The sequence below is a fragment of the Flagellimonas algicola genome, from assembly GCF_005937185.1.
Taxonomy (GTDB): Bacteria; Bacteroidota; Bacteroidia; order Flavobacteriales; family Flavobacteriaceae; genus Flagellimonas; species Flagellimonas algicola.
This window is the reverse complement of record NZ_VCNI01000006.1, coordinates 46,085-60,995: the sequence shown is the minus strand read 5'-3', so window position 1 is coordinate 60,995 and position 14,911 is coordinate 46,085. Positions and strand designations below refer to the sequence as shown.

The 14,911-nt window shown below is 41.4% G+C and carries 17 protein-coding genes; 4 read left to right on the top strand and 13 right to left on the bottom strand.

The window, feature by feature from the left end; all coding sequences use genetic code 11:
* Nucleotides 1-25 precede the first annotated feature (25 nt).
* Both FGG15_RS19405 and FGG15_RS19400 read left to right on the top strand, forming a co-directional pair.
* Complete coding sequence (locus FGG15_RS19405) at nucleotides 26-1,297, top strand: sterol desaturase family protein (protein ID WP_138839438.1); 1,272 nt, start codon at nucleotides 26-28, stop codon at nucleotides 1,295-1,297.
* A gap of 75 nt (nucleotides 1,298-1,372) precedes the next feature.
* Complete coding sequence (locus FGG15_RS19400) at nucleotides 1,373-1,972, top strand: RDD family protein (protein WP_237561884.1); 600 nt, start codon at nucleotides 1,373-1,375, stop codon at nucleotides 1,970-1,972.
* Here FGG15_RS19400 and FGG15_RS19395 read toward each other — a convergent pair.
* From FGG15_RS19395 to rsfS, 6 genes are read right to left on the bottom strand one after another with little or no spacing between them, the layout of a single operon-like run.
* On the bottom strand, nucleotides 1,969-2,244 hold the full coding sequence (locus FGG15_RS19395; protein WP_138839464.1) for an acyl-CoA-binding protein: 276 nt from the start codon (nucleotides 2,242-2,244) through the stop codon (nucleotides 1,969-1,971). The genes FGG15_RS19400 and FGG15_RS19395 overlap by 4 nt on opposite strands.
* Nucleotides 2,237-2,902: a phosphatidylserine decarboxylase family protein gene (locus FGG15_RS19390; RefSeq protein ID WP_138839437.1), complete on the bottom strand. Its 666-nt coding sequence runs from the start codon at nucleotides 2,900-2,902 to the stop codon at nucleotides 2,237-2,239. The genes FGG15_RS19395 and FGG15_RS19390 overlap by 8 nt, the downstream gene beginning before the upstream one ends.
* A complete protein-coding gene (locus FGG15_RS19385; RefSeq protein WP_138839436.1) occupies nucleotides 2,892-3,695 on the bottom strand; it encodes a phosphatidate cytidylyltransferase in 804 nt (267 codons plus the stop codon). The genes FGG15_RS19390 and FGG15_RS19385 overlap by 11 nt, the downstream gene beginning before the upstream one ends.
* Nucleotides 3,696-3,699: 4 nt before the next feature.
* The gene (locus FGG15_RS19380) at nucleotides 3,700-4,308 is read right to left on the bottom strand and encodes an LUD domain-containing protein (protein ID WP_138839435.1); all 609 of its coding nucleotides are present in this window, start codon (nucleotides 4,306-4,308) and stop codon (nucleotides 3,700-3,702) included.
* A gap of 54 nt (nucleotides 4,309-4,362) precedes the next feature.
* The gene (gene ftsH / locus FGG15_RS19375) at nucleotides 4,363-6,309 is read right to left on the bottom strand and encodes an ATP-dependent zinc metalloprotease FtsH (protein ID WP_138839434.1); all 1,947 of its coding nucleotides are present in this window, start codon (nucleotides 6,307-6,309) and stop codon (nucleotides 4,363-4,365) included.
* A 4-nt stretch (nucleotides 6,310-6,313) separates the two neighbouring features.
* Nucleotides 6,314-6,691, bottom strand: coding sequence for a ribosome silencing factor (rsfS, locus tag FGG15_RS19370; RefSeq protein ID WP_136466322.1), 378 nt, complete (start codon nucleotides 6,689-6,691; stop codon nucleotides 6,314-6,316).
* Nucleotides 6,692-6,772: 81 nt separating this feature from the next.
* Here rsfS and FGG15_RS19365 point away from each other — a divergent pair, with 81 nt between their 5' ends.
* Nucleotides 6,773-7,516, top strand: coding sequence for a biotin--[acetyl-CoA-carboxylase] ligase (locus FGG15_RS19365; protein ID WP_138839433.1), 744 nt, complete (start codon nucleotides 6,773-6,775; stop codon nucleotides 7,514-7,516).
* Nucleotide 7,517: 1 nt separating this feature from the next.
* Here FGG15_RS19365 and FGG15_RS19360 read toward each other — a convergent pair whose 3' ends face one another.
* Both FGG15_RS19360 and pyrE read right to left on the bottom strand, forming a co-directional pair.
* Nucleotides 7,518-7,910, bottom strand: a complete 393-nt coding sequence (locus FGG15_RS19360) for an SRPBCC family protein (RefSeq protein WP_138839432.1) — start codon at nucleotides 7,908-7,910, stop codon at nucleotides 7,518-7,520.
* Nucleotides 7,911-7,919: 9 nt separating this feature from the next.
* Complete coding sequence (gene pyrE / locus FGG15_RS19355; RefSeq protein ID WP_138839431.1) at nucleotides 7,920-8,558, bottom strand: orotate phosphoribosyltransferase; 639 nt, start codon at nucleotides 8,556-8,558, stop codon at nucleotides 7,920-7,922.
* A gap of 7 nt (nucleotides 8,559-8,565) precedes the next feature.
* Here pyrE and FGG15_RS19350 point away from each other — a divergent pair, with 7 nt between their 5' ends.
* On the top strand, nucleotides 8,566-9,171 hold the full coding sequence (locus tag FGG15_RS19350; protein ID WP_138839430.1) for an NUDIX hydrolase: 606 nt from the start codon (nucleotides 8,566-8,568) through the stop codon (nucleotides 9,169-9,171).
* Here FGG15_RS19350 and FGG15_RS19345 read toward each other — a convergent pair.
* The 5 genes from FGG15_RS19345 to FGG15_RS19325 all read right to left on the bottom strand — a co-directional run bounded on the left by FGG15_RS19345 (nucleotide 9,155) and on the right by FGG15_RS19325 (nucleotide 14,896).
* Nucleotides 9,155-10,960 (bottom strand): M14 family metallopeptidase, encoded by a 1,806-nt coding sequence (locus tag FGG15_RS19345; protein ID WP_138839429.1) that lies wholly within the window; start codon nucleotides 10,958-10,960, stop codon nucleotides 9,155-9,157. The genes FGG15_RS19350 and FGG15_RS19345 overlap by 17 nt on opposite strands.
* A 43-nt stretch (nucleotides 10,961-11,003) precedes the next feature.
* Nucleotides 11,004-11,417: a response regulator gene (locus FGG15_RS19340; protein WP_138839428.1), complete on the bottom strand. Its 414-nt coding sequence runs from the start codon at nucleotides 11,415-11,417 to the stop codon at nucleotides 11,004-11,006.
* Nucleotides 11,401-13,239 (bottom strand): PAS domain-containing sensor histidine kinase, encoded by a 1,839-nt coding sequence (locus tag FGG15_RS19335; RefSeq protein ID WP_138839427.1) that lies wholly within the window; start codon nucleotides 13,237-13,239, stop codon nucleotides 11,401-11,403. Before FGG15_RS19335 ends, FGG15_RS19340 begins: the two co-directional genes overlap by 17 nt.
* Nucleotides 13,240-13,428: 189 nt before the next feature.
* Complete coding sequence (coaD, locus tag FGG15_RS19330) at nucleotides 13,429-13,890, bottom strand: pantetheine-phosphate adenylyltransferase (RefSeq protein WP_138839426.1); 462 nt, start codon at nucleotides 13,888-13,890, stop codon at nucleotides 13,429-13,431.
* Between the two features lie 31 nt (nucleotides 13,891-13,921).
* Complete coding sequence (locus FGG15_RS19325) at nucleotides 13,922-14,896, bottom strand: D-alanine--D-alanine ligase (RefSeq protein ID WP_138839425.1); 975 nt, start codon at nucleotides 14,894-14,896, stop codon at nucleotides 13,922-13,924.
* Nucleotides 14,897-14,911: the final 15 nt, after the last annotated feature.

The following is a 14,911-nucleotide window of genomic DNA, read 5'->3' as shown; positions in this document are numbered from 1 at the left end:
TATCTGGTTTTATATCTTTAGAGCTATGGAAACCTACGCTACAGCCTTATTGTATGCCATTCCATTTTTTGTAGGTTTGGTACTTTTTGAAGTCATCTACGGGTATTTTGTCAAGAACCAGAAGCACAATGTAATGGACACGGTGAGCAGTCTCAGCTCCGGGTTGACCAATGTGGTGAAAGACTCTCTTGGACTGGGTGTGGTTTTGGTCACTTATCCCTATCTGTTGGAACATTTGGCCCTAATGGAAATCCAGACTACTTGGGTTGTGTGGGTACTTGGATTCCTGACCTTGGATTTTGCTGGGTATTGGAACCATAGGTTGAGCCATCGCATCAATTTCTTTTGGAACCAACATGTAATCCACCATAGCAGTGAAGAATTTAACCTGGCCTGCGCTTTGCGTCAGTCCATATCCAATTTGCTGGTTTATTTTCCACTCTTAATGATTCCTGCCGCATTGCTGGGGGTACCACACCAAGTGGTGGCCATCTTGGGACCGCTGCATCTCTTTGCCCAATTCTGGTACCATACTCAACATATTGGCAAAATGGGCTGGTTGGAATACATTATAATTACCCCGTCTCAGCACAGGGTACACCATGCCATTAATCCTGAATACATTGATAAAAATTTGGGACAGATTTTTAGTTTTTGGGACCGGATGTTCGGTACGTTTCAAGAAGAATTGGAAGAAGTACCTCCCCAGTATGGCGTTTTGAAACCTGCAAATACTTGGAATCCAATCTTGATCAATTTCCAACACCTTTGGAGACTGATTAAGGATGCTTGGAGAACCCAAAGTTATATGGACAAACTTCGAATCTGGTTTATGCCAACAGGTTGGCGTCCGGCAGATGTTAAGAAGAAATACCCTATCCAGATTATTGATGATGTTTATAATTTTCAGAAGTTCATGCCAGAAGCTTCCTCTGCGTTAAAAGGATATTCCATTTATCAATTGCTCGCCAATACCGGTTTGATGCTCTTTATGTTTTACAACTACACTGAGATTGGATTCAACGGGCTGTTATTGTTCGGAGTCTTTATTTTCATTGGAATTTATGGCTATACATCGCTGATGGACAAGGCGTCTTATGCCATTTGGATTGAACTTTTTAGAGCGTTGGCAGGACTACTGCTCATTTACTTTACTGGGGACTGGTTTGGGTTAAATTCTTATCTGTTTTTTGGTAATTATTTGGTTGGGATTTATTTTCTGAGCACCATAGTAGGTGCGATCTATTTCGCCTATTTTGAAAACACATCGTTGGATAAAGGGCAATTGGCAGTATAGTTTTTATGGGGACAACATTGTTTGCACAATGAATAGGAACTTTTAAGCGTTTAAGCTTGATAACTCCAACCAACCATGACCCGACAGCAACACCTGGCTTTTTGTAAGATTTGTACACACCGGAAAAATGATTTTGAACGCGGTATCCTTTGTGGGATAACCAATGAACTAGCCAATTTCGAAAACGAATGTTCCTCCTTTGAAAAAGACGGGAACCTTTCCCCAAGAAGTTTTGGAAGCATGTATTCGGATGAGGTTCATTTGCCAACAGCCAGTGCTGGCAAGCGGTTCATCAATTATCTTATAGATTACCTTTTTATTGTTGGCCTTGGCGCACTTGTGGGCGGGGCTATTGGACTCGTTTTGAGTTATGTGGCACCCGATAAGTTGTATCTTTTGGAACAGGACAACATGTTGGTGGACTATGCTCTCGGTGCTGTCCTGCTTTTAGTATACTACACCTTTTTTGAAGGATTTACAGGCCGATCTATTAGGAAGTTCTTTACCAAGACCAAGGTGGTACTGGAAAATGGTGAAAAACCTACTTTCAATGACATTCTGGTACGTAGTTTATGCCGTATCATTCCTTTTGAAGCGTTTTCCTTTTTGGGAAAAGATGCTATTGGATGGCACGATACGATTTCAAAAACCAGGGTGGTGGAGATGCAGGACTAGGATTTGGACGGTTTTTCCCTTAACTCCTTATTCACAAGCTCTATATAATTGCGCATGGCTTCGTCCGCGCCTATGTTTTGGGCTTGGATCAAAGCATTGGCCTTAAAGGCATTGATCAAAGGCGTTTTACTTCCAGGATTACTGAAATTCTTATTGGCTATCTTGTAATAGGCGTACAGTTTGAGGAGCAAATCGGCAGGCATGGGTTGGGTGTAGCTGCTTACGAAAGCCACAGCCTCTTCAAATAGCTTATGTAATTCCTCATCAGTCATCCTGTTTTCTAAGCGATGCAATGCATGTTTTGGCGCCAACGACTTTTTGATTTAGCTTAACAGTGATATCACAATCCAAGGGTAACAACAAATCCACCCTAGAACCAAACTTGATAAATCCAGCATCTTGTCCTTGGGTCACTTGTTCTCCTTCTTCCGCATAATTCACAATACGGCGTGCTAGGGCCCCTGCTATTTGACGATACCCAATCTCTCCAAATTTTGGGGTATGCAAAACTACCGTAGTACGTTCGTTCTCAGTGCTGGATTTTGGGTGCCATGCCACCAAGTATTTTCCTGGATGATATTGGGAATAGGTTACTGTGCCACTGGCCGCATATCTGGTTACGTGAACATTTACCGGCGACATAAATATGGAGACCTGCTTGCGTTTGCCCTTAAAATATTCGGGTTCGTCTACTTCCTCAATAACAACCACCTTGCCATCCACGGGAGCCAAAATTTCATCAAAATTGGGAGTCACAGGCCGTTTTGGGTTTCTAAAGAATTGCAAAACCAAAATCAATAGCACAAGCCCACCTATCTGGATTCCCAATCGTAGCCATTCCAATTCCACATAAAACTGGGCGGCAAGAATTAGGGCAACAACCAGAAAAAAGGTGATAATAATTATTTTTTGGCCTTCTCTATGAAACATATGAAAATATATTAAGTGTCAAATATGCGAAGGGAGCGGCAAATACCAAGCTATCCAAACGATCCCAAATGCCACCATGGCCGGGTAATATGGCCCCACTATCTTTAACTTGGGCTATTCGTTTAAACTTGGATTCCAGTAAATCCCCTAAACTTCCGGCTATTACGATTACAGTGGCTAAAACCATCCACTGCATGAGCGTCAAACTAGGCTCATATTTTGCCAGGAAGTATGCTGCTAACAATGCAAAAATAAAACCTCCTAGGGAACCTTCCACAGTTTTTTTTGGAGAAACTGATGGATAAAGTTTGGTTCTGCCAATACTCCTGCCCACCAAATACGCAAAAGTGTCGTTAACCCAAATCAAAATAAAAATGCCGACGATCAGAAATTGGGAGAAACTATTTTGTTTATAGGGAATCATGGTTAGAAAAATACAACCTCCGCCAAGGTAGAGTACGGCGATGATAAACTTTTGGGCGGTGTTAAAGGTTTTGGATTTTTTGGAAAAGAGAAAGACCAGGAGGGCCAGGTTCACGGTGATGGTCAGTAACATCAAACCTGTGATGATCAATTTGTCCGTAACAAAGTAAATGAAGGCCCACCAAAGCGCTAGGTAGGCCACATATACATAGTAGTTTTTTAGATGTACGATTCTTTTAAATTCGTACAAACAGGCCAATCCGAAGACCATAAAAAGGAAATCAAAGGCATCTGAGCTTAAAAAAACGGTTCCCATGAGGAGTACCACATAAATAACCCCAGTTATGCCACGCCTAAGAATTTCTTTCATGTAATCAGTAGTCTTCTAGCAGCAAAAGATATACATTTTTTGAGGCACTTCCGTAGGAAAGAAAATCATTTTTGTTCTCTGGAGTGGGTTGGAAGTGTTTTAAGGTGGTGATATTGTTAGGAATGTTCTTTTTATATTTTTCCTTAATGACTTTCAAAGCTTCACTTATCGAATCCACCAACTGGCTGGTAGTTGCAAAGACAATAAGGTTTGAGGGGAGTTCATCCAACTTTTTTTCCTTGATTTGATTGGAGCATACCAAAATGGAACCATTGTGCGCTACCAAATGTTCACAGGTAGTAAAGAAAATATCACTTTCCTTTCTATTATGTGTAAATCCGATTTTTTCAGAAGCAAACCTACTTTCCAATCGAGGATCTAGGGTATAGAAAAAATGTTGCTGCCAGTTGTTTTCAGAAATGATGTTTTGAAGGGCTTGGGAAATTTCCAAATCATCTTCGCAATAGATGAATTTTCCTCCGTTTTTTTTAAAATAGATGGTGAATTTTTCGTCAACAGGAATTTTAAGGTCGGGCATGTGCTCCCCACGGGTTTCCAGGGTTTCCTTGGAAACCTTTTTTCCACCACCAAAAAGTTTATCAAAAACTCCCATTTACGGTTTCAAAAATACAAGTACTTGAGAAATATTTATCCCTATGCCCAAAATTTACTCGGCAGTTTCCAGCTCCTCTTCTTCCTTCTCAAAAGGTCTCTTTCCAAAAATCTTTTCCAAGTCGTCCTTAAAGATAACCTCTTTTTCCAAGAGCCTTTCTGCAAGTTCCGTTAATTTATCCTTGCTTTCCTTCAACAAATTAATGGCCCTGGTGTATTGCTCCTCTATAATTTTCGAAATCTCTTCGTCAATTTTTTGTGCGGTCTCCTCGCTATAAGGCTTGGTGAATCCGTATTCGTTCTGTCCAGAAGAGTCGTAATATGTGATATTGCCCAGTTGATCGTTTAGTCCGTAAATAGTAACCATGGCCCTGGCTTGTTTGGTCACTTTTTCCAAATCACTAAGGGCACCAGTGGAAATCTTGTTGAACACCACTTTTTCGGCTGCCCTACCACCCATGGTAGCACACATTTCATCCAACATTTGCTCTGGACGAACAATCAGTCGCTCTTCGGGCAAGTACCAAGCTGCTCCCAAGGATTGACCTCTGGGTACAATGGTAACTTTTACTAGAGGAGCGGCATGTTCCAACATCCAGCTTACGGTAGCGTGTCCCGCTTCATGGAAAGCAATAGTCTTTTTCTCTTCCGGGGTTATGATTTTGTTCTTCTTTTCCAGTCCACCCACAATACGGTCAACAGCATCCAAGAAATCCTGTTTGTTCACCGCTTTTTTCTCCTTACGGGCAGCAATCAAAGCCGCTTCGTTACAGACATTGGCGATATCAGCTCCAGAAAATCCTGGAGTTTGCTTGGCCAAAAAGTCCAAATCCAGAGTTTCTGCAGTCTTAATAGGACGCAAATGGACTTCAAAAATCTCCTTACGCTCCCTTAAATCTGGAAGGTCTACATAAATCTGACGGTCAAAACGTCCAGCACGCATCAATGCCTTATCCAAAACATCAGCCCTGTTAGTGGCTGCCAACACAATAACATTCGTATTGGTGCCAAAACCATCCATCTCGGTCAAAAGCTGGTTCAGGGTGTTTTCCCTTTCATCGTTGGAGCCTGTGAAGTTGTTTTTACCTCTGGCACGTCCAATGGCATCAATTTCATCAATAAAAATGATAGCAGGGGATTTATCCTTGGCTTGCTTGAAGAGATCGCGGACACGCGAAGCACCCACACCTACGAACATTTCCACAAAATCGGAACCGGATAGAGAAAAGAATGGAACTTTTGCTTCTCCAGCTACAGCCTTGGCCAAAAGGGTCTTCCCTGTTCCGGGAGGGCCTACCAAGAGTGCGCCCTTTGGAATTTTACCTCCCAAAGAGGTGTATTTGTCTGGATTTTTAAGGAATTCCACAATTTCCTGGACCTCCTCTTTTGCACCTTCAAGTCCGGCCACATCTTTAAATGAAGTCCGGGTATCTGTTTTTTCGTCAAAAAGTTTTGCCTTGGATTTTCCAATGTTGAAAATCTGACCACCTGCACCTCCACCAGCACCACCGGACATTCTGCGCATGAGGTAAATCCAGATTCCTATAATAAGGGCAAATGGAAGCAAGGAAAGCAACAATTCTCCCAACACATTGGATTCCGTGTCAAAATCGACAATGGTATCCAAGTTGTTTTCTTTTTTGATGCTCTTTATCTCGTCTTCAAAGTTTTGTAGATCACCATAATCCAAGATATACTGTGGAATTTTTCCTGTGGAAAAATTGAATGGTCTATCCGCTACATTACGGTGAACATCTTTTTGAAGGGCTTCTTCAGTTAGGAACACCTTTGCCTGTCTGGCATTGGTGATGATCAGAATTTCTGAAATATCCCCATTTCTTAGGTATTCCTGAAGTTCGGAGGTTGTGGTTTTTTCAGTACTGGAGAAACTGTTTCCACCAAAAAACTGAAATCCAATGATCAATGCAATGACCACACCATAGATCCACCAGGAGCTAAAACGAGGTTTCTTAGGGGTATTCGAATTGTTTTCTTTTGCCATTTTTTTAAGAATTATAGCTGCTCTCCACCATGGTGACTTTGGCATCTCCCCAAAGTCCTTCTATGTCGTAGAATTCCCTAATATGTTTCTGAAATACATGTACCACAACGTTTACATAGTCCATTAGGACCCACTCTGCGTTTTCCGAACCCTCAACATGCCAAGGTTTATCTTGGATGGCTTTGCTGACAGTTTTTTGGATAGAGGAAACAATTGCATTTACATGCGTATTGGAAGTACCATTGCAGATTATAAAGTAGTCACAAACTGTATTTTCAATTTCCCTTAAATCGAGGAGATTTATATCTACTCCCTTTACTTCTTCAATTCCATGTAAAATTAAGGCAATCAGTTCATCTGCGCTAGCTTTCGTTTTCTGCATTCAAAAATTTTAGTTTCTACAAAGTTATATTTTTTTTGTTTTCTTAGCCCTAGATTTTAACATAACCTTGGACGCACCACATTGGGAGAACACTCACAAATAATCAAACTTGATGCCACGGACTCCACAAATTTGTATTTAAGATCCTTGGCCCGTGCCAAAAACTTGGAAGATTACACCTGTGTTGTTGCGCGTGCGCAGGAGAAGGGAAGGGGTCAAATGGGAACCAACTGGCAGTCCCAACCCGGTAAAAACCTTACGTTTAGTGTGTTGAAGAAGTTTGAGGCATTGCCGGCGGAGCAGCAGTTCAAGATTAATATTGCGGTTTCGCTTGCAATTTATGACGCTTTGAACAAGCTGAACATTCTCAATTTAAAGGTAAAATGGCCCAACGACATAATGTCAGGTTCGGACAAAATATGCGGAATTTTGATAGAAAATGTCCTGAAAGGACAAGCCATTCAGAACTCAATTATAGGAATTGGGTTAAACGTGAACCAAACGGAGTTCAACAAGCTAGGAAAGGTTGCTTCCTTAAAATCTATTTTGGGACGTAGCTTGGAGTTGGAAGAACTGCTCCAAAAGTTACTGGCCAGACTTAAATTTCAATTACACGATATTGAAAATAGGACTATTGAGGAGTTGCTTCCCCAATACGCAAAAAAACTCTTCCGAAAGGACAAGCCATCGACCTTTAAAGATGAAAAAGGGGAGGTGTTTATGGGTTTTATCCGAGGCGTTTCCCATCAAGGGAAATTAGTGCTGGAATTGGAGGACCAAATCTTTAGGGAATTTGGACTAAAAGAAGTTTTCTTGCTCTCCTGACCTAAATTTTGTCCATATTGGCTGAAAGCGTTTCCATAAAATTGGTGATGGGAGCTTTGATCATCATGGCCATCATGGCATTGAATTCCCCTTCAAAGCTTAGGCCCACTTCACTTTCTGTATCACCTATTGGTTCAATGCTCCCTGTGAGGGTAAAGGGCAACTTGTCACTTGCAGCACCTAGAACCACCTTGTCATGTGGGTTTTGCTCCTTTAGGCGCAATACGATTTCTGGCATTCCTTTCAGTGCAAATCGGAAAGTGTTTTCATCCAAAACCTCAAATTTGTCAATATTGTCTGGCATCAGGGTTTCAAAGTTTCGGATATCGGTCAAAAACTCAAAAACTTCTTGAGCGCTTTTGCCCACTTTTTTTTTGGCTACTTCAATGTGCATAATATGAGGTTATTTCCATTGCTGTGGATTGGACTTCCACTGCAACAAGGTTTGCATTTGTGATTCTTCGATATAATTGGTTTCGGAAGCTTGCTCAATTAAATGGGCGTAATCCGACAAGGTGTGCAAGTCTAGCTTTTCTTCTGCAAAATTGGCATCTGACAAAGAAAAACCATAGGTAAAAACAGCAATCATTCCTTTAACATCAACCTGTTGGGAGCGTAAGGCCCGTACCGCATTAAGGCTGCTTTTCCCTGTACTGATTAAATCTTCAATGACCACCACCGTTTGACCAGCTTCAAGGTGACCTTCTACCTGGTTTTGTCTTCCATGCGATTTGGGTTCTGGCCTTACATACACAAAAGGAAGTCCAAGGGCATCCGCAACTAAAATCCCAATACCAATAGCTCCGGTGGCAACCCCGGCGATAACATCGGGTTTACCATACAACTCCTCAACCTGTTTGGCCATCTCCTTACGCACAAAATCCCTGATTTCTGGGTATGAAAGCATGACTCTGTTGTCACAGTAGATGGGGGATTTCCAACCAGAAGCCCATGTAAATGGATTTTCTGGTTCCAACTTAATTGCATTAATTTGCAGCAGAAGCTCGGCTGTTTTTTTAGCAGTATCCTTGTTTAAAACCATTGCGCAAATGTATAAAGTTTTTGTTAATGAGTCCCCTCTGATTTTAACAAATGAGCGCCAGGACAACACCAACGGAAATCTCTTTTCGCTCGATGGCGATTCTATACTAATGGCCATAGATTCCTTGTCCAAAGGCAGACTCAAAGAAGCTTACATTTACCACCCTGACGAGGAAAAAATGTTGGATGTTTTTATGCATAAAATTCCTGTGGTGGTAGCTGGAGGTGGTTTTGTTACCAATGCTAAGGACAAAGTGCTTTTTATTTTTAGAAATGGCAAGTGGGATTTGCCCAAAGGAAAGGTGGACAAAGGAGAGTCCATAGAAAAGGCCGCAATTCGGGAAGTGGAGGAGGAAACCGGAGTAAAGGATTTGGTTATCGAGAAGTTTTTGAGAACCACCTACCATGTCTTCAAAAGAAATGGGGAATACCGCTTAAAGCAGGTGCATTGGTTTAGGATGAGCACTACCTATTCCGGGAAGTTGGTAGGCCAGGAGGCCGAAGGTATCTTAAAAGTAAAGTGGAAAGGGGCCAAAAAAACGAAGAAAGCGCTGGAAAACTCCTATCACAATATCAAAATCCTGTTCAAGGATTGGTTTATTCCTTCGGAATAAGGGTTGCCGCTTTGCTGTCCTTTGCAATTCTAAAAATGGGATATCTTAAATATGGTTTTTCCCTATATTTTGAACGTTGGAAGACCCAATCCAATTGCGCATACCAATTCTGGGCAAAATCTTCATCAAGTTCCTTTTTAATCAAGAAGTTTTTACGAAGCACAGAGTCTTTCTGTAATATCTTCAAAGCCACATCCTCAAAAACGTAAGGCGAAAAACCTTCTTTTTGCTGAAGCACCGTATCAAAGAAATTCCAATTGAAAAAGGAGTCGTCTGCCTGCGGCTCCAGTGTTTCCAACAAATATCTTGCCCCCAATTGATTGGTCGGTACAATCAGGTCGCCTTCCCTTAGTTGCACATTATCCAAACGTTTATCAACTTGGGAATTGTAATGTGGATAATGTCCCTCATAAGGATTGTCCCTAGTTTCATAGCTGGAGATGGTATAGGTTTCCAAAAGCAATTCCATGTCTTCAGTAACTTCCGTGTATTGTATCTGATTGGCATCCAATCGTTCCACAATGTTCTTCCAACTCTGGGGAATTACATAAGCTGCCGGAACTGTAATGGTATCGCTTGGCTTAAAGTAGTTATGGTATACTGTTTCCCTGGTGAAAGGCTGGTCACGGTTATATTTTAGCCTTGGGAATCCGGTTATCTCACTTTCCAACTGCTCCGCTTCAAAACCCTTAAACTCAAGGGTGGTTGTTTGTGAGGTGTCCACTTGCCAATTGAAATAGTACTCCTGAAGATCAACCATTTGTTCTTGTGTCTTATTTCGGATTTTTTTAATAGTCTTATAATCTTTTTCCACGATGCCAACCATACTTTCCATTAATGCATAGGTGCCTTCCACTCGCTGCTTATAAGGTTTGAGCATATGGGTTTCCACCATCATTCCCAACGTATTCCACAAAGTAGTATATCCGGTGGAATATCTCGGGTGATCCATAAATTGGGTAAAACCGAGCTCAGGAGGACGATTGAATACGTTTACATAGGGCGTTATATCCCATGCTTTTTCCTCTAGGGATTTTTCCAGTTTTGGATGAAGTTCTTGATGGAGATATTCACCCAGTTTGCCCCCTAATTTGTTGTGTTGGGTAAACAAATGTGTTAATGCATACTGATAGTCCGCACCATTGCTCACATGGTTGTCTATGAATACATCAGGTTTGACCAAATGGAAAATTTGGGTAAAGGTTTTGGCGTTTTTGGTATCCATTTTAACAAAATCCCTGTTGAGGTCATAGTTCTTGGCATTTCCCCTAAAACCGTATGCCTCTGGACCGTTTTGGTTAGCCCGGGTATTGGAGTTCCTATAGAGTGCCCCGCCAATATTATAAATGGGGATGGTGGCCAATATTACATTTTTTGGGTGCTTCAACTTGGTGGTAGCCAAATCCCTAAAGAGCATCATAGTGGCATCAATTCCATCGCTCTCGCCAGGGTGTATGCCGTTGTTGATCAAGATTATGGCTTTATCTGCCCTAATATGGTCAAAATTGAAGTCGCCATCAGGATTAAACGTAACCAAGTGGAGTGGATAACCGCTATCCGTTTCGCCAATGGTCTGTATATTGATTTCTGGAAAATCCTTGGCCAACCTGATATAAAAATCGATGGTTTGCTGGTACGTGGCCGTTTCCGTACCATCGGAAAGCTCGTAATAGGTCTCATACGAGGCAATTGTATCCTGCGTAATTGTCTCACAAGAAATAAAAAGCGTCAAAGCCGATATGAAAGCAAAGAGCTTATAGTTGGATTTGGTTTTGTATAAAACTTGCATGGAATTCCCCATTACAGAGCCTTAAAAATAAGGAATATTATGGTCATGAAGCCAAATGCACCCTACTTAAGTCCGTGACCTCCAATTTATAAAGCGGTTTGTTCTTGAAATTGAGATGATGCCAGCAGTTCAATCTAAAATCATTCCACCGTTTATAATCAATAGGGTCTATGGATGAAGTAATTACATTGATGATTATTTTCTCGGGAATGTTCAAGGACACCAGTTCTTCCAAAAATTCCCAACCATCCATAATGGGCATGTTTATGTCCAAAAAGATAACCTCAGGGCAGGGTATTTTTAGCTCAATTCTTCTTTTTAAGGCTTCCAGAGCCAATCTTCCATTTTCAAAATCTGTGATGTCCTTACATATGGTTATGGTCTTCAACATTTTTCTTAAACCAAAAACAGTGATGGGGTCATCATCAATGATATAGATGCTATTCAGTTTCTTCATTGAAATACACGTTGAATGTAGAACCCTTACCCACTTCACTGCTAACGGAAATACTACCGTCCATGGCCTCGATTTGGTTTTTAATGATGTACAGCCCCAGTCCCCGTGCATCTTTGTGGTTGTGGAAGGTTTTGTACATCCCAAAAATCTTGTCTCCGTATCGATTTAGGTCAATACCGAGTCCATTGTCGGTAACACTGAACATAATATTTTTATCTTGTTTTATGGCTCTTAATTCAACTACCGGTCTCCTTTCAGGTTGTTGATATTTAACGGCATTGGTTACAAGGTTAAGTAGAATACTTTCCAAATAGGCCGGTACGCTGGACACCATCATATCGTCAGGTACGTGGTTTTCAAATTCTACCTGGTTTTCTTCCAAAAAAGCGGAAAGATTTTGCTGCATTTTGGTAATGTGCTCACTAAGATTTAAGGATTTTTTGTCCAAATTGACATTGGTGCTTATGTCTACAACCTCATTTAGGTTTTCCAAGGTATCCAAGAGATTGTCAGAAGCATGGAACAACATTTTCATGATTCGTTGTTTTTCCTTTTCATCCGATTCGCGGATGAGAAAATCCAATAGCATAGAGAAGTTGGCCGTATGGGACCTTAGATTATGCGAAACAATGTGTGCAAAATTGATGAGCTTTTTATTTTGGATGGCAGTAACATTGATCAAGTTATGGAGTTGGTCCTCCTTTTGTTTGATGTGGGTAATGTCCATACTCATGCCGATGAGCCCATAAGCCTTCCCTTTCAAATCCAACAACGGGATTTTGGAGGTCAAGAAATTGGTGGCGGTGCCATCCCTTCTCACGTTAATGGTCTCCTTGCCTATCATAGGTTCTTGGGTCCGCATCACTTCCAGGTCCTCATCCCTTGAAATTTGGGCCACGGCCTCATCATAAAGGTCAAAGTCGGTTTTACCCAAAAGGGTATCCGGGGTGGTACCCAAATAATCACATTCCGCTTTGTTCACCAATATTTTTCTGGAGTCCTTGTCCTTTACAAAAACATTAATGGGCAAGTTGTCTATCAAGGTGGTCAGTAGTTGTTCACTTTCCCGGATTTTTTTGTCTGCCATCATCTGTTCATCAATGTCCTGAAAGGTTCCAAATATTTTGTGGATTTCCCCATTTTTCCGAATGGCTTTACCAGCTGCGGCTACCCAGCGTTCTTTGCCATCTTTTGTAATGATGGTCAGTTTCTCGTGGAAAGGGGTGCCATTTTCCAACGCTTTATGAAAAAGCATGGAAATCCGGTTTCTGCTATATCCTTGTTTGTAGAATGCGATGGCTTCCGCTACGGTTGGCTGATAATCAGGTTGAACCTCATGTATTTTTTGGGTTTCCTCGCACCAATGGAGTTCTTCGGTTTCCAGATTATATTCCCAACTCCCAACCTTGGCGACCTCAGATTTGGTCTTCAATAATGAAGTTATCCTGTCCAATTCCTGTTCTTTTTCCATTAGCTGTGAAATGTCATCGGTCTGGATAATGGTACCCTGAAGGTTTTCATCTTCGTCAAACCAAGGGGTACAGGTGCTTTCATACCATTGTTCTTGGCCGTTTACTAATTTTTTATGTCGAAACGACTCTCCAGAAGAGGTACCTATATACTTCTTAAGTTTTGTTTTATCAATTTCCAGATGATTTTGGTACCAGTGAATAATGTCTTTGCCGGGGCCAAGTAAGTCATCAAAAATGGCATACCACGAATCTGAGGCATCAACTAAAAGAGAATTTTTGTTGACCAAAGCGGTAGCTTTTGGCAGCTGTTTTAATACATACTGGTGGGGTAGGGTTTCGGTGGTTTTCAAATTTTGGGGGAAGATTTGGGTTAGTGATTTTATACGAAATTTCCTACTAAAATATAGGTATTGTCACTGCTCCCGTAGTATTTGTTGTGAATCGACAAAAAAATGTGGTTTCTTCGATGAATGGCATCAATCGCTAGGTGGGAAGAAAGCTGGATTCGATGGGAAGGCCAACCTCTTTGGGTAATGCATCTATTTCAAACCAACCCTTACCGTGTCCGGCACCAATCCAGTATAGTCCCCTCCATTTCTAATAACATCCCGCACTATGGAAGAACTGATGTACGATTTGCCAGAGGAGGTCAATAAAAAAACAGTTTCAATCTCGGAAAGCTGACGGTTGGTATGGGCAATGGCTTTTTCAAACTCAAAATCGGCCGGATTACGGAGTCCTCTTAAAATAAAATCTGCATCTACCTGTTTGCAAAAATCCACCGTAAGACCTTCATAGGTAACCACCTTTATTTTGGGTTCGTGTTTAAACGCTTCGGAGATAAATCGGGTTCTTTCCTCTAGCGAGAACATGTACTTCTTATCCGCATTGATTCCTATGGCGATCAATAACTCATCAAACAGCGTTATCCCTCTATGGATAATATCATAATGACCAAGGGTAAGAGGGTCAAAAGAACCCGGGAAAATAGCGCGTCTCATGATTTTTGGTTTGGTTAAAAATACTGAATTTCTATCGTAAAGCTTCTTCTATGGCACTGCTAAATAGTTGCTCCAAACTTATTCCTGCCGTATTGGCCTGTTGGGGAAGTATGCTTTCCTCTGTTAACCCCGGGGTGGTATTCACTTCCAACAAATAGGGCTCGTCGCCGATAAAAATAAACTCACTTCGCGTATAGCCTTTTAGTCCTAAAGTTTTATAAATGAATTCAGCCAGTTGGGTTACCTTGTTTTGCTGGATTTCGGAAATACGGGCTGGGGTTATTTCTTGTGATTTCCCCAAATATTTGGCCTCGTAATCAAAAAAATCATTTTCAGAAACGATTTCCGTGATTGGAAGTACGGCAATCTTACCTTCATAGGTGATGACCCCTACTGAAACTTCCGTTCCTTCCAAAGAGGACTCAATAATAATCTCGCTGTCCTCAGTAAATGCCTTGTCAATGGCCGATTTTATTTCCTCCTTCTTGTACACCTTGCTAATACCATAACTACTCCCGGCTTTGTTGGCCTTGACAAAACATGGCAATCCTACTTTTTTGACAATTTGGACCTCATCAACGGCATCACCTTTGTTCAAAAAATAAGAGGTAGCACAGGGAACACCATAGGGCTTTAGGGCGCTCAATAAATCCCTTTTGTTAAAGGTAAGCGCAGCTTGATAGTGATTGCATGAAGTATGCGGTAGGCCCAACAATTCAAAGTAAGCCTGAAGCAAACCATCTTCTCCCGGAGTTCCATGTATCGCATTGAATACACAGTCAAAATGAATTTTATCCCCATTGGGTGAAATGGTAAAATCCGATTTATCCACGGCAAACTCTGTGTTATTGCTGTCTACATAAACCCATTTTTTTTGAGTGATTTTGATGGGAAATGCATTGTACTTGGAGCTGTCCAAAAACTTTTGGACCACCTTGCCGCTTTTAATGGAGATATCATACTCACTGGAGTACCCACCCATAATGATGGCAATGTTTTTTTTCATCGGCTTATCGAATAT

Excerpts from the sequence above, each read along its gene's own strand:
- FGG15_RS19405 (WP_138839438.1), top strand. The coding sequence starts at position 26 with ATGGAAACCTACGCTACAGCCTTATTGTATGCCATTCCATTTTTTGTA.
- FGG15_RS19400 (WP_237561884.1), top strand. The coding sequence starts at position 1,373 with ATGACCCGACAGCAACACCTGGCTTTTTGTAAGATTTGTACACACCGG.
- FGG15_RS19395 (WP_138839464.1), bottom strand. The coding sequence starts at position 2,244 with ATGACTGATGAGGAATTACATAAGCTATTTGAAGAGGCTGTGGCTTTC.
- FGG15_RS19390 (WP_138839437.1), bottom strand. The coding sequence starts at position 2,902 with ATGTTTCATAGAGAAGGCCAAAAAATAATTATTATCACCTTTTTTCTG.
- FGG15_RS19385 (WP_138839436.1), bottom strand. The coding sequence starts at position 3,695 with ATGAAAGAAATTCTTAGGCGTGGCATAACTGGGGTTATTTATGTGGTA.
- FGG15_RS19380 (WP_138839435.1), bottom strand. The coding sequence starts at position 4,308 with ATGGGAGTTTTTGATAAACTTTTTGGTGGTGGAAAAAAGGTTTCCAAG.
- ftsH (WP_138839434.1), bottom strand. The coding sequence starts at position 6,309 with ATGGCAAAAGAAAACAATTCGAATACCCCTAAGAAACCTCGTTTTAGC.
- rsfS (WP_136466322.1), bottom strand. The coding sequence starts at position 6,691 with ATGCAGAAAACGAAAGCTAGCGCAGATGAACTGATTGCCTTAATTTTA.
- FGG15_RS19360 (WP_138839432.1), bottom strand. The coding sequence starts at position 7,910 with ATGCACATTGAAGTAGCCAAAAAAAAAGTGGGCAAAAGCGCTCAAGAA.
- pyrE (WP_138839431.1), bottom strand. The coding sequence starts at position 8,558 with ATGGTTTTAAACAAGGATACTGCTAAAAAAACAGCCGAGCTTCTGCTG.
- FGG15_RS19350 (WP_138839430.1), top strand. The coding sequence starts at position 8,566 with ATGTATAAAGTTTTTGTTAATGAGTCCCCTCTGATTTTAACAAATGAG.
- FGG15_RS19345 (WP_138839429.1), bottom strand. The coding sequence starts at position 10,960 with ATGCAAGTTTTATACAAAACCAAATCCAACTATAAGCTCTTTGCTTTC.
- FGG15_RS19340 (WP_138839428.1), bottom strand. The coding sequence starts at position 11,417 with ATGAAGAAACTGAATAGCATCTATATCATTGATGATGACCCCATCACT.
- coaD (WP_138839426.1), bottom strand. The coding sequence starts at position 13,890 with ATGAGACGCGCTATTTTCCCGGGTTCTTTTGACCCTCTTACCCTTGGT.
- FGG15_RS19325 (WP_138839425.1), bottom strand. The coding sequence starts at position 14,896 with ATGAAAAAAAACATTGCCATCATTATGGGTGGGTACTCCAGTGAGTAT.